Annotated in this window: 7 protein-coding genes and 2 pseudogenes; 1 reads left to right on the top strand and 8 read right to left on the bottom strand. The window is 58.8% G+C overall.

The window, feature by feature from the left end:
- Nucleotides 1-302: 302 nt before the first annotated feature.
- From CL52_RS10185 to CL52_RS10195, 3 genes and pseudogenes are all read right to left on the bottom strand, one after another.
- Entirely contained in the window at nt 303-1,106 is an 804-nt protein-coding gene (locus CL52_RS10185; RefSeq protein WP_052264547.1) for an enoyl-CoA hydratase/isomerase family protein, read from the bottom strand.
- Nucleotides 1,103-2,146: a 3-ketosteroid-9-alpha-monooxygenase, oxygenase component gene (locus tag CL52_RS10190; protein WP_041104771.1), complete on the bottom strand. Its 1,044-nt coding sequence runs from the start codon at nt 2,144-2,146 to the stop codon at nt 1,103-1,105. The genes CL52_RS10185 and CL52_RS10190 overlap by 4 nt, the downstream gene beginning before the upstream one ends.
- A gap of 190 nt (nt 2,147-2,336) precedes the next feature.
- Nucleotides 2,337-2,696: pseudogene (locus tag CL52_RS10195) on the bottom strand (helix-turn-helix transcriptional regulator); the annotation flags it as partial.
- Between CL52_RS10195 and CL52_RS10200 the strand changes: the two are divergent.
- Nucleotides 2,668-3,618, top strand: a pseudogene (locus CL52_RS10200) (electron transfer flavoprotein-ubiquinone oxidoreductase); the annotation flags it as partial. The pseudogenes CL52_RS10195 and CL52_RS10200 overlap by 29 nt on opposite strands.
- A 353-nt stretch (nt 3,619-3,971) precedes the next feature.
- Here the strand turns inward: CL52_RS10200 and CL52_RS21655 are convergent.
- The 5 genes from CL52_RS21655 to zorB1 form a co-directional block, all read right to left on the bottom strand.
- On the bottom strand, nt 3,972-4,220 hold the full coding sequence (locus CL52_RS21655; protein ID WP_321210761.1) for a BPSL0761 family protein: 249 nt from the start codon (nt 4,218-4,220) through the stop codon (nt 3,972-3,974).
- A 107-nt stretch (nt 4,221-4,327) separates the two neighbouring features.
- A complete protein-coding gene (locus CL52_RS10210; RefSeq protein WP_043220337.1) occupies nt 4,328-7,447 on the bottom strand; it encodes a type I restriction endonuclease subunit R in 3,120 nt (1,039 codons plus the stop codon).
- A gap of 9 nt (nt 7,448-7,456) precedes the next feature.
- Nucleotides 7,457-10,708, bottom strand: a complete 3,252-nt coding sequence (gene zorD, locus CL52_RS10215) for a type I Zorya anti-phage system protein ZorD (protein WP_043220339.1) — start codon at nt 10,706-10,708, stop codon at nt 7,457-7,459.
- Nucleotides 10,708-12,384 (bottom strand): type I Zorya anti-phage system protein ZorC, encoded by a 1,677-nt coding sequence (gene zorC, locus CL52_RS10220; protein ID WP_043220341.1) that lies wholly within the window; start codon nt 12,382-12,384, stop codon nt 10,708-10,710. The genes zorD and zorC overlap by 1 nt, the downstream gene beginning before the upstream one ends.
- The gene (zorB1, locus tag CL52_RS10225; RefSeq protein ID WP_003296184.1) at nt 12,385-13,122 is read right to left on the bottom strand and encodes a type I Zorya anti-phage system protein ZorB1; all 738 of its coding nucleotides are present in this window, start codon (nt 13,120-13,122) and stop codon (nt 12,385-12,387) included. It abuts the gene before it with no gap.
- Nucleotides 13,123-13,124: the final 2 nt, after the last annotated feature.

Below are 13,124 nucleotides of genomic sequence, written 5' to 3' on the forward strand. Positions count from 1 at the left end.
GAACTTACAACCTCTCGAAGCGGGAGGCGAATCATACAGCGTCAATTTCCGCTGTCAACCGCCTTTTTCACCACCTCGATCGATTCGACCGAGACACCAGCAGCGCCACAACCTCCACCCTGCCAGCGCGGCGCATTCTACTCGAATCCGCCACCTTTGCAACCCCTTTCAGCTATCTAACCTCTTGATTCAAAAGGCCTTTTTGCTGCAGTTCGCTGCGAAAGTGGTGCGCATTATAGGGGGCTGGAATCGCAGGTCAACCCTTTTCTGCCTGCGCCACGAAAACACCTGTGGACCAGACACTAGGTGCGCCTAGCCAGGAAGAAGTGGTCGATACGCGACGCGAACTCCGGTCGCCTTGCGCATTTCAAGAAGCACTGGTGCTCGTGAGCGAGCTGCTCGGCCAACGTCGCAGCGTTCGCCTGATGTAACAGCGCTTTCGTCTCCCGAACTACATGCAGTGGCAGCGCGGTCAATCGCTTGGTCCACGCCCCAAGCGCGGACTCTAGCTCCGCACCGTCAAATACCTGGTTCACCAAGCCCCACTCGGCGGCCTGCCTCGCATCGAACCCGCGACTCAGCAGTGCGATCTCGATCGAGCGGTTCAAGCCAACCCTACGAACCAAGTGCCACAAACCAAGATCGCATGTGGTTGCGATGTCCGAATAGGCATAGACGAAACGCGTATCCGCCGCCGCGATCGAAATGTCCGCAAGACACGCCAGGCTTAGGCCTGCACCCGCAACGGCGCCATGCAGGCGCGCGATGATAATTACCGGCATGGATTGAAGCAGAAGTACGGCCTGATTCATCGGTGGAATGATCGCCGCTACCGCCGCCTCCGTATCCTGACGCAGCGCATGCAGGTCGCCGCCCGCCATGAAGGCTTTGCCAGTGCCCTGCAGGATGAGCGCCTTGAGCTCATCCTGCACAGACAGCAACTTGCAGGCATGCAAGAACTCGTGCGCCATCGCAGGGCTTAGCGCATTGAGGGTGTCGGCCTGGATGAAGGTCATCCAGGCGATCCCGTCTGCGATGCCGAGGGTAAGCGTCGTGCCTGCATAGTGCGGCTCGCTGCTCACGCCTGGCGCAGTGTGGTCCTTCATTTGCGCTGGTCGACCGTCACGATCTCGCGACGCTCGGCAAAGCTCGCCGGAACATCCGCCTCATCCATGAAGAACTGCTGGTACCACTCGCGGAGCTGATAGACCGGGCCATCGCCTTCTGCCAGAACCGGATTGTCGATACGGATCTTGTGCTTCCAGATATCGACGTCCTGGTAGAACGACGTGCGATTGTTCTGAACGTATTGCAGGGCCAGTTCCTTGTTCTGCTCCTCGCCCCAACCCGGCACTTTCTTGACGAGCACACCAAAGCGCAGCTCGAAGCTTTCCGGGCCGATGGGCACGTGGCAGTTCAGCAGAATGCTCTCGATCAGCAGGCCCTCGAAGTTGGCTCTCATCCGAGTGAAATGGGTAGCCGGGCCGTAGTAGGCAGACTCGGCAACCAGATCGCCCCCCAGGCGGCCCGAGTCGCCATGGAATATCTGGTGCCCGATGTGCCTGTCGAAAATATTGGCGAAGTAAGTGGTCGGCGTGCCGTGTACCGGGCCGAAGTGCTGCGCGTCCGCCAGATTGTCGACCAGCTCGCGTGGATTGGTTTCGATCACCATCGTGTCGATGTGCCAATCGTTGTCCCACTCATCACTATCGATTTCCGGTAGGTACGGGATCTCGACACCTGGTGCGGGCGGATTACCCTCGGGATTATTCCAGACGAACAGCAGCCGATTGACCTCGCAGGTCTGCCAGCTACGGGTTTTGGCCTTCGGCGGGATGCGCTTGCAATACGGGATTTCTGCACAGCGACCGCTGGCTTCGAACTGCCAGTGGTGGAACGGACAGACGACGCGTCCATCTACCAGCTCGCCCTGCGACAGGTCAGCGCCAATGTGCGGGCAATGCGCATTGAGGATGCTGATCGCGCCCTGGTCGTTGGCGAAGGCCACCAGCCGTGTGCCAAAGATGTTCAAGGTGTGAAGCTTGCCGTCGCGGTAATCATCGGCCATGCCGAGGCAGTGCCATCCGCGCGCGTATCGATACTCGGCAGTTGAAGCGGCTGGTTTGATGTTGATCAGTTGCGTCATGTCGTTACCCTCAGGCGTTCTTCTTGTTAGCGGGTGTGGCGGGTTGAACCACACGGGACATGGCGATAATCGGCAACCTGACTCGGTGCTTCATCCCTCAGATGGACTAGATCGGCTGCTTATAAAAAGGTGGGCCGCCGCGGCCGGCCTGGCCCGACCGCGGCGCAGTTGCTGCTGGGGGCGTCAGCGCTCAGCGCACGTCACGCATGTGCGGGCGCGGCAGCCGGACAACGGGGATCTTCAGCGGAGCAAGCTGGCTGCCACCCAGGGCCACCACGCTATTGAGCATCACGCGCACGAGCTCGGCCTGGCGACGGACCCCGGTCTTGGAAAAGATGGCGCGCAGATGCGCACGCGCCGTGTTGCGCATGATGTTCAAATTCTCCGCGGCCTCCTCCAGCGACAGACCGTTGGCCAACTCCAGGGCCAGCGCGGTTTCCGCCGGGGTGAAGTTGAAGAGTTGCTTGGCCACCGTGTTGTTGACCTGGGACTTGCCGACCGCATCGCGCACGTAGAGCACCACCGCCGGCTGGCCGCTGGACGACGAGAACACCGGGGGCTCGTTCCTCTATCACCTGGAGAACAACCAGGTGGTCGTCGGCCTGATCGTCGACCTGTCGTACAGCAACCCGTATCTGTCGCCGTTCGATGAATTCCAGCGCTACAAGCATCATCCGGTGATCAAGCAGTACCTCGAAGGCGGCAAGCGTGTTTCCTACGGTGCCCGGGCCATCGCCAAGGGCGGTCTGAACTGCCTGCCGAAGATGGTGTTCAAGGGCGGCGCACTGATCGGCTGCGACGCCGGCACCCTGAACTTCGCCAAGATCAAGGGCAGCCACACGGCGATGAAGTCCGGCATGCTCGCCGCCGAGGCGATTGCCGAAGCGCTGGCCGCCGGCCGCGAGGGCGGCGACGAACTGACCGCCTACGAAGAGAACTTCAAGAGCAGCTGGGTCTACGACGAACTCTACAAGAGCCGCAACTTCGGCGCCGCCATCCACAAGTGGGGTGCGGTCAAGGGCGGCGCGTTCAACTTCATCGACCAGAACATCTTCGGCGGCAAGATCCCCTTCACGCTGCACGACACCAAGCCGGACTACGCCTGCCTGAAGCATGCCGACCAGGCGCGCAAGATCGACTATCCCAAACCGGACGGCAAGCTCAGCTTCGACAAGCTCAGCTCGGTGTTCCTCTCCAACACCAACCACGAGGAAGACCAGCCAGTCCACCTCAAGCTGATCGATCCGAGCATCCCGATCGAGAAGAACCTGCCGCTGTACGACGAACCGGCACAGCGCTACTGCCCGGCTGGCGTCTACGAGGTGGTCAGCAACGACGATGGCAGCCAGCGCTTCCAGATCAACGCGCAGAACTGCGTGCACTGCAAGACCTGCGACATCAAGGATCCGTCGCAGGACATCATCTGGGTGGCGCCAGAAGGTACCGGCGGGCCGAACTACCCCAACATGTAAGAAATAGAAAAGGCTCTTCGCCGGTCGGCGCCTGGCTTCTGCACAAGCGCTGGCAGTCGGTTAAACTTGCCGCCTTTTTGCGCGGCCCTCCTACCGGCTGCGACAGCAACACGAGCCGCCGCATTTCATGACCCAAGCTGAAACACCCCGCCCTTCGCCATCCCGCCGCTTCTCCGTCGCGCCGATGATGGATCGGATCGCTTTTCTTGAATCGCCTGATTTCTAGAGACCTACAGGACGAAGCAAGAAAATCCGTACCACTTTTTTACCACCACGCAGGCAATCAGATGCGTTTTCCCCTGCATGGATCGTTAGGACCAGCCTAAAGAAGGCCACAGAGAACTGCGTAGCACCTACTCGAAAACCGGTGACCACAGTGAGATTAGTGGCGGTAGGTCAGCACCCTCCAACCCTGTCACTGCTTTTTCCAGCAATGCGAGCTGGGTAATCTGGCCAGGCTCTGGGTAATGCCTTAGCAGCGCCTTAGCCTGCGTGCGTATCATCTCAGGTAAAGCGGGATCACTTTTGAGTTGCAAGAGAAACTGTCGAGTCTCAACTACCGCCTTTGTCCGCTCGCACGCCATTGTCATGTCGGTCTCCATTCAGCAGCCGGAATTACGCTAAGCAACGCGCCACTCCCCAGCAGCACCTTAGCGACAACGCAGGGGACTCGTCGATTTGAAGCAACCCCCGGAAACTCAGGCATGCCCTACGACCAACTAGCACAAAGCGTTTCAGCTTGCGCAAGCACCAGTTGCGCTGCCTCTTCCTGCTGGTCCGGCGGGTATTTGTATTTGCGCAGGATGCGCTTGACCATCAGCCGCAGCTTGGCACGCACGCTGTCGCGATTATTCCAGTCGACCGTCACGTTCTGCCGCAGGTTGGCGGTCAGTTCATGGGCGATCTTGGCTAGGATCTCATCACCCAGCTCGCGTACTGAGGCCTCGTTGTTGGCCAGGGCATCGTAGAAGGCCAGCTCGTCGTCATTCAGTCCCAGTTGCTCGCCCCGCTTGCTTGCAGCGGCGAACTTCTTGGCCATCTCGATCAGCTCCTCAATGACCTGGGCGGTTTCGATGGAGCGGTTTTGGTAGCGCTTGATGACACTATCTAGCAGTTCGGAGAACTTCTTCTCCTGAGCCAGGTTGCTGGCGAACTTACTCTTGATCTCGCCCTCCAGGAGCCGCTCCAGCAGTTCCACCGCCAGGTTCTTCTCCGGAAGGTTGCGCACCTCGGCAAGGAACTCATCGTCGAGCAGGCCGATGTTGGGTTTGTCCAGGCCCACCGCCTCGAACACATCCACCACCTCACCGGAAACCACGGCATTGCCGATTATCTGGCGGATGGCCAATTCGCGGTCTTCGTCAGTCTTCTTCTTGGCGCTGATTTCGCGCTTGGTCAGCACCACCTTGATGGCCTGGAAAAAAGCCACCTCGTCGCGCACCGCTTTGGCTTCATCCAGGGTGCAGCACAGGGTGAACGCCTTGCTCATGGCCAGTGCGTTGTCGGCGAAGCGCTTTTTGCCGTCCTCCAGTCCCAACACGTGGTTGGCGGCGCCGGCCAGCAGCTTGTGACCACCTGTCAGATAGTCGCTGTAGTTGAAGCCATACAGTAGGCCACGCAGCACATCCAGCTTCTCTTCCAGCACCGCGTAGGCTTCGTGGGCATCCACGGTGGGTCGCCCCCTACCCTTGCTGGCGGTGTACTCCTTGAGTGCCGCCTTGAGTTCATTGGCGATGCCGATGTAATCCACCACCAGGCCGCCCTGCTTGTCCTTGAACACGCGGTTCACCCGGGCAATGGCCTGCATCAGGTTGTGGCCCTTCATGGGCTTGTCCACGTACAGGGTGTGCACGCAGGGCGCGTCAAAGCCGGTCAGCCACATGTCGCGCACGATGACCAATTTGAGCGGGTCGGCGGGACCCTTGAAACGTTTCTCCAAGCGCTTTTTCACCTGGCTGGGATAGATATGCGGGCGCAGCAGCGCCTTGTCCGAGGCGCTCCCGGTCATGACGATCTTGATCGCGCCCTGCTCTGGGTCCTCGTGGTGCCACTCAGGACGCAGTTCGACGATCGCGTCGTAGAGGTGCACGCAAATCTCGCGGCTCATGGCCACAACCATTGCTTTGCCCGGCATCTGGCCCATCTCTACCAGGCCCAAATTTCGCTCTTCGAAGTGCGCCACCAGATCCGCCGCCACGCTCTTGATCCGCGGCTCAGCCCCCACCACCTTCTCCAGCGCCGCCCAGCGCGACTTCAGCCGCGCCTGCTGGTCCTCTTCCTCATCCTCTGCCAGTTCATCTACTTCATCATCGATATGCGCCAGCTCGCTGTCTTTGAGCGACAGCTTGGCCAAGCGCGACTCGTAGTAGATGGCCACCGTGGCGCCATCCTCCTTAGCCTGCTGCATGTCATAGACGTGGATGTAGTCGCCGAACACCGCACGAGTATCACGGTCTTCGCTGGACACCGGCGTACCGGTAAAGGCCACGAAGGTAGCGTTGGGTAGAGCGTCGCGTAGATGCTGGGCATAACCCACCTGATATCGGGCACTGGCCTCCGCCACCTTAACGTCTTGTACCTTCAGCGAAGCGCTGAAGCCGTATTGAGTGCGGTGCGCCTCGTCGGCTACCACCACGATATTCGAACGCGTGGACAAGACCGGGAAACTGTCTTCATCCTCGCCTGGCATGAACTTCTGGATAGTGGCGAACACAATGCCACCACTGGGCCGGTTGGCCAGCTTCTCGCGCAAGTCACCACGCGTCACCACCTGCACCGGCTGTTCGCGCAACAAATCCTGCGACAGCGAGAACACGCCGAACAGCTGGCCATCCAGGTCATTGCGGTCGGTGATCACCACGATGGTCGGGTTCTCCATCGCCGACTCCTGCATCACCCGCGCGGCGAAACAGGTCATGGTGATGCTCTTGCCGGAGCCCTGGGTGTGCCAAACGACCCCGCCCTTGTGCGTGCCGCCCGGACGCGAGGCGCTGACCACCTGCTGAACGGCCGCGCGCACCGCATGGAACTGGTGATAGCCAGCAATTTTCTTCACCAGCTGGCCGTCGTCCTCGAACAGTACGAAATAGCGCAGATAATCCAACAGCATCGCCGGCTGCAGCACACCACGCACCAGCGTCTCCAGCTCATTGAACTCGCCCAGCGGATCGACCGTTACACCATCGATGGTGCGCCAACGCGCGAAGCGCTCGATGTCCGCCGACAGCGAGCCCATGCGGGCCTCACTGCCATCGCTGATTACCAGAATCTCGTTGTAGTGGAAAACGTCTGGAATCTGCTCCTTATACGTTTGAATCTGGTTGAAGGCCTTGTTTAGATCAGCATGCACGTCAGCTGAGTTTTTCAGCTCCAGTAGCACCAACGGCAGGCCATTGACGAACAGGATGATATCCGGCCGGCGCGTATGTTTCGGCCCTTGGATGCTGAACTGGTTGATAGCCAGCCACTCGTTGGCTCGCGCATCGGCCCAGTCGATCAACCGCACGAAATCGCCACGGGTCTCGCCGTCCTTCTGGTATTGCACCGGCACGCCGCCCACCAGAAGGCGATGGAACAGGCGGTTGGCCGACAGCTGCACCGGCACGCCCAGCTCCAGCACCTGGCGCAAGGCGTCCTCACGCGCCGCCAGCGGGACCTGCGGGTTGAGCCGGGCGATGGCCGTGCGCAGGCGCATGGTCAACAGCACATCGTGATAGCTCTCGCGCTCGGGGTTACTGCCGTCGCAGGCGATATCCGGGCCATACAGATGCACGTATCCCAGTTCACTGAGCCAGCCGAGGGTTTCCTGCTCCAGCTGATCTTCAGTCATTGTTCAATCTCATCCTTGCGCCCTTAACAGTTCCCCAAACTCAGATGCCTGAAGCTCAGATGCCCCCTGCAGCATGTCCCGCGCCAACGCGCGTCGCTTCTGTAGCAGCTCATCCAGCGTCGCCTCAAATGTAGGTATCCTCGCATCACGCACAGTCGGGTAATAGACGTACACGTCCTTTTCCTGACCAATCCGGTACGCGCGATCGGTGGCCTGATCCTCTTTGGCTGGATTCCAGCAGCGAGTGAAATGGATAACGTGGTTGGCTGCCTGCACGTTCACACCAAATCCAACCGCAACAGTGGAGAGGATGATCACCGAAAAGCCAGGCTGCTCTTGAAAATGATCGATAAGTCGCTGCCGGCTCTGTGCACTCTGACTGCTGGTGCTGGTATCGCCGTTGATCACCGTGGGTTTGAAGCCGAAGCGTTCCTGAATCGCATGTTGCAATTCACGTTGGACGTCCCGCAACTCGGTGAAAAGGATGACCTTATCGCCGCTTCCCGAACGCGCAATATTATCCAGTGTGCTTAAAAGCCATTGCAGCTTCGGCGAGTGTTCCCTCAAGCGTGGATCAGGCTGCACGCTGAATGGGTGCGCGCACACCAACTTGAGCTTGTGCAGCAAACCGAGCATGCCGCTCTCTCGCTGCTCCAATTGTTCCTGCATCTGCTGCTTCTGTGTGTACTGAGCAACCTCGGACAAATAGAGATTGCGCTGTAACGTGTGCATCAGCAGCTTGCGGCACCCCTGGTCCTCAATTTTGGCCGGGAGATCCTTCGCCACATCCTGCTTGGTACGCCGTAATGTCTGGGGCTCGATAAGCCCACGCAGGCGTTCAAGCGCTGCTGTATCGCGCTCCAAGCCTGCTTCAATGGGGCGTTGATACTCCCGACCGAACTGATTTAGCCCCCCCAGGAAGCCCGGCTGAATAAAGTCGAAAAGACACCACAAATCGATCAGCGTGTTCTCAACCGGCGTACCCGTGCAGGCGATACGGAATCGAGAGGGGATTGCTTTCGCCGCTTGCGTGATCAGCGCCGCCGGGTTTTTGATCTTCTGCGCCTCGTCGCAGATCACGATGGCCCACTGCTGCCGTGCCAAGGAGAGTTCCTGATCTCGCAAGGTTTCATAGGTGGTCAGCACGATTCGAGCATCGCCCATCCAACCCGGCCGGAGAAGATTTTTTATTCCCTTGGCCTGCAGATCCTCCGGAATCTCGTCCCTCTTGAACTTAACAGCGCTGAGCGCTCCACCATAAAGCTTCAATACCGGCAATACATCCGCATAGAAGAATCGCTGCAGCTCACGCTCCCAGTTATCCAACAGGGAAACGGGGGCAACAATCAGGACCGGTTTACCCTGAGGGTTCTGCTCCAAATACCAAACAACGAAGGTCAGCAGTTGAATGGTCTTACCCAAGCCCATGTCATCGGCAAGCAAGCAACCTGCGACATGATCCGGTGACAAGCCAAACAGGTGCTGCATCCATGCCACACCTTTCATTTGATGATCGCGCAGCTGAACTTCGGGGCGAAGCAGCTCTGGAATATCCGCATTGGCATGCCGCCCCGCCAACAGAGCCGCCTCACGGCGCTGGGCATAGGTCGCTTCCTCAATGTTGTGCTCGATATGCAGCACCGCACGGCCAGCGACGGGCTCAGTCACAACAGGTGATTTAGGCTCGACCGGATTAAGCTTCTTCGACCAGGCCTCATAAAGCTGCTCCGCGACCTGGAAAGGTAGCGGGGTTTCAGTACCCGGTAGACATACTTGTTCATCACCCGCCACACGCGCCTGGTCGATGCGGTGCTCAAACTCTTCAAAATCTTCACGGCTAGCAGGATCCCACTGACTGAGCAGATCGCCATCCATCCCGAGCTCTTTCACATCGACCGGCAACCAGTTTTCCGTTGCCTCTTTCACCAAAAATGGAGATGTAATGCGCTCCGCCTCACCTATGCCGACAACGCGATCACCATACGAGGCCAAATCCAGCACTTCCTCAAACGTCTGCCCGGCCTCCTGGCGCTGCCAGTGGCGCAAAAGCTCATTGACCCCTGCCAACTGCGCGAGATCGAAGTCACTCAGCTCCAGCTCATAGCCCTGCCAGAATCCCGCGGGCATACCAGCCGCCAACTTCACTTGCAGCTCATTCACAAATGGCGCGAACTCGTGGGCAAAATCGAAGCGCAGCTCAACTTCAGGTAGCGGCTTGGCCGAGATAGGTTCAAGGAACAGACCAATCGACCGAACATGCTTGCCGTCCTCACCTAGACAAGGTTCCAGGCGAAAACGATGGAAGTAGATGCCCGCATCGGCCAGCTGCTCCTCATATTCGTCCGCATCAACAACCTTCTCGGCTGCATCCCCGATCACGCTGTAGGGGTTGCGCACCAGTGACAGCGCTTCATCACCGGCCACACGCCGACCCGGTAATGCGCGTACAGACTCAAGCACCGCCTTTACATCCGGCTCAATGAGTACGTGCGTCACCGAACCATCGGCGCCCGGCACCCGGTACTTATCCTGCACCTGCTTGTAACCATCGAAACTGGCCAACCAATTGTCAGGCTGCCCGTCAAACGCGACATCTAACTCGATAATCGGCGTACCGGATACTACGGCCTTGCGTGGTCTGAGCTTCAAGTGCTCAGGCCTAACCACCACGGTCTTGTCGAGAAATCCGTCCAATACCGCACCAGCGCGTTTGGCCAACTTACGGATATTGGCCCAGCCGATTTGGTTGGTGACCTCTCCCGGAGCCTGCTGCTGAGCGGCATGCAAATCCCGAATGGCCTTTAACAGCTCCCAGACCGCTGGCGGCAACAACTCAGTGGTTGCAGCATGGCGCGCCATGGCGCCAACACGCTCGAAAGTAACCGGGCTGCCCGTCTCCGAATTGCGCCAGGACTGGACAAACACCTTGAAATCCGGACCCGACAATCCCCCGGTACTGGCCAACTGCGGTTGCAGCTTGGCAATCGCGGGCAAGCCAAGCAAAGGAAGGCTGCTAGCGTGCGCCGGATCATCCAAGAGCTGATAGATTGACTCCCAAGGCAACAGCCAGCGATCACTCAGCTGGCTGGCATAGTCTTCTTCGAAGAGCTGGTCCAGGTAGGCAGCAACGGGCCAGCTTGTATCGTCATCGGCCAGACTCAAGGCATAACAAATACCTTGTTCCTCAATCTGGTAAGCACCAGGCGCTGCCCCCTTGGCAGATTGAGAACGATCCTTCCCGGAAAAAAATCGGCCGAGCATCAAAGCCTCCAGAACATGAGTGCATTGTTTTTCACAGCCTTGAAGCCGAGGCGCAGCAGCGCTGTTTTGGCAGCCGCATCATCCCTGGCAAGCAAAACCTGGTAGACCCCACTTTTCGATCGGTGGTCGAAGGTCTTATAGGGCACACTGCCCAACATCGACCTAACCTGCACGTCCAGCGAATCACCCGTGCCAGGTGCAGACGCAGCCGTATGAACAGCGGGTTTGTCACCGGAAAGGCGGGGTTGCGTAAATGACGCTGGACGCTGTGCGACGATTCCCAGCGTCCGGAGCTCATCATCAAACTTCTCCAGCCACCCTTCGACTACGTTGGGTCGCCGCGGGGCTGGAGAGTGGGACATACGCTTCAGCGCCCGTCCTTGCTGCTTCAGCTCAGTTGCCAGCCCCAGCACCGGTTTATCAGGATTAAATGGTGCGGCATCGGCACGATAGACGTAGCAAGCATTGCCGGTACCAGAAAACTCCACAAAGAAGTAATTGCCGATCTGCATCACCACGGCATTGTTGTGACTAGGCCCTCCCGCGAGCTGACTTAAGCGGCCTTTGTTCTTCTCACGAAAAGCCACGAAATCACTACCCCGGTCATGCCACGCATCACCTCCCATCACAATCCGCGTGTAGCTCATCTGATTGGCAAAGCGTAACCAGTAAAACAGGCGCGACTGGTCGACCTCCGCCTCGCCCTTGAGCAAGGTGAAGAAGTGCTCCAGATCCTCCTTGGCAAACCAGGCAACCACCATCGCGCAAACAGGTTGCTCCACATACTGCAACCATGCGTTCTGCTTGGAACGCATCTGTGGGCTGCCCCAGTGCTCCAACGCAGCCTGCTTGAGTAGCGAGGACGACTGCTCGCGATACCGCGAACGGTGATAACGAGTCAGGCAGGCACTTAGCACCTGATTGAGATAGCGCGTATTCAGCTGCCCCAGAGCTACCAACTCCGGTAGGCGCTTCAGGAAGGTTTCGTCATCCAGCAGGAAAATGCGCGAAAGCAGAACCGCAAAAATCCGCTGCCACAACCAACTACCATCCGGCACCTGGGCAATGGCCTGTAGTGAGGAAAGATCACGCGCCCTGCCCTCGAATATCTCCTCTGCCAGACGGGTTCCAGCCTGAGCGCCGAACAGTTCGCGATGCTCGGCAACAATGCGCATCCACTCTTTTTCACGACCGATACGCTGCCTGACAGCATCGAAGCCGCGATCGATATCGTCACGCAGCACCCGCCAGTTCGCGTTGTCGTCAGGTTTGTGCTCATCGTAGGCAAAGTAGCTGAAACACAGCGCCAGCCAGTCGCGGCGGCTAAGTGTCCGTTGCTCGATACGGCCAGCCACCTCCCGATGAACACGGTCGAACAGGTGATCGTCCTCCAGCACCGGAACACTGACTTCATCGTCATCAGCCAGCCCGGCAAAAACCAGGCGCCACTCCGATGAAGTCAGCGCCTGCTCACGCTTGAACTTGCCAAGAGCCAGCAAGCGTTTCTCGCGGGGCGGTGCCAGGGCTTTTTCGACCTGGTCAAAACGCCGAGAAAGCTCAGTGTTGACGCGTTTCAGCGCCACCATGCTACTAAACCCGGCATCGCCGCTGCGCTCATTCTGGCGCTGCAAGCCAGAAGTGATGGCCGCCAACAGAGACGACAGAGCCCGGCTCATCTAGCGCATCTCCAACTGGCACTTTTCGTTTGCCGCATAAGCAAACTCAAGCGCCGGTTCCTGACCTTCATGCTCCTGGTCCTTAAGCCCGAAGAACTGCATGCGCAGCTCCACCCGCCGACTCTCCTCCTTGCTCTCCTTGGCATTGTTGAACGACACACCACCAGCCAGGAACATGGAGCGAATCTGCTGCTGACGTTCAGCTGAAAGCCCTTTCTGCACCGGGCTGCGGCTATCGAGCAGACTGCACATCACCCACTCCGAGCGCTGCAGCGAGAGGTGCAGGTTGTACAGGTAAGAGCCGTCCGTATCGGTGAAGCCCTCAATCACCACCTGCTTGAGCCACTTGCGTCCCTCTTCGCTGTCAGCGGCATCCAAGATCAACGGCACAACATCCTGCAGGGCCTGCTGCCCCTGGCTGTTGAGAAAGTATTGATTGTGGCCAAAGCGCCCAGCCTCACCGAAGCTAATGCGGTTATCCCGGCAGTCCACCACGATGGTGGAGTTAAGCCCTCCCGCCCTCAGTTTGAGATCCTGGCAAAGCTTAGCAATGTCCTTACCGCGCTGTTTCTCACCTTGCTCAGCCTGCTGAATACGCTGCGTCACCGAGCTCAGCGAGGCCACCATCACCACCAGAAACAAGATCATCATCGCCGTCATAAGGTCGGCGAATGAAATCCAGAAAGGCTTCTCGCCCTCGTCACGCGCCCGAGCGGGAGCGGCTGATTTGCCGAACATGC

This window comes from Stutzerimonas balearica DSM 6083, assembly GCF_000818015.1.
Taxonomy (GTDB): domain Bacteria; phylum Pseudomonadota; class Gammaproteobacteria; order Pseudomonadales; family Pseudomonadaceae; genus Stutzerimonas; species Stutzerimonas balearica.

Coding starts and splice junctions, on each gene's coding strand:
- zorD (WP_043220339.1), bottom strand. CDS start 10,708: ATGCTCGGCCGATTTTTTTCCGGGAAGGATCGTTCTCAATCTGCCAAG.
- zorB1 (WP_003296184.1), bottom strand. CDS start 13,122: ATGTTCGGCAAATCAGCCGCTCCCGCTCGGGCGCGTGACGAGGGCGAG.
- CL52_RS10210 (WP_043220337.1), bottom strand. CDS start 7,447: ATGACTGAAGATCAGCTGGAGCAGGAAACCCTCGGCTGGCTCAGTGAA.
- CL52_RS10190 (WP_041104771.1), bottom strand. CDS start 2,146: ATGACGCAACTGATCAACATCAAACCAGCCGCTTCAACTGCCGAGTAT.
- CL52_RS21655 (WP_321210761.1), bottom strand. CDS start 4,220: ATGGAGACCGACATGACAATGGCGTGCGAGCGGACAAAGGCGGTAGTT.
- zorC (WP_043220341.1), bottom strand. CDS start 12,384: ATGAGCCGGGCTCTGTCGTCTCTGTTGGCGGCCATCACTTCTGGCTTG.
- CL52_RS10185 (WP_052264547.1), bottom strand. CDS start 1,106: ATGAAGGACCACACTGCGCCAGGCGTGAGCAGCGAGCCGCACTATGCA.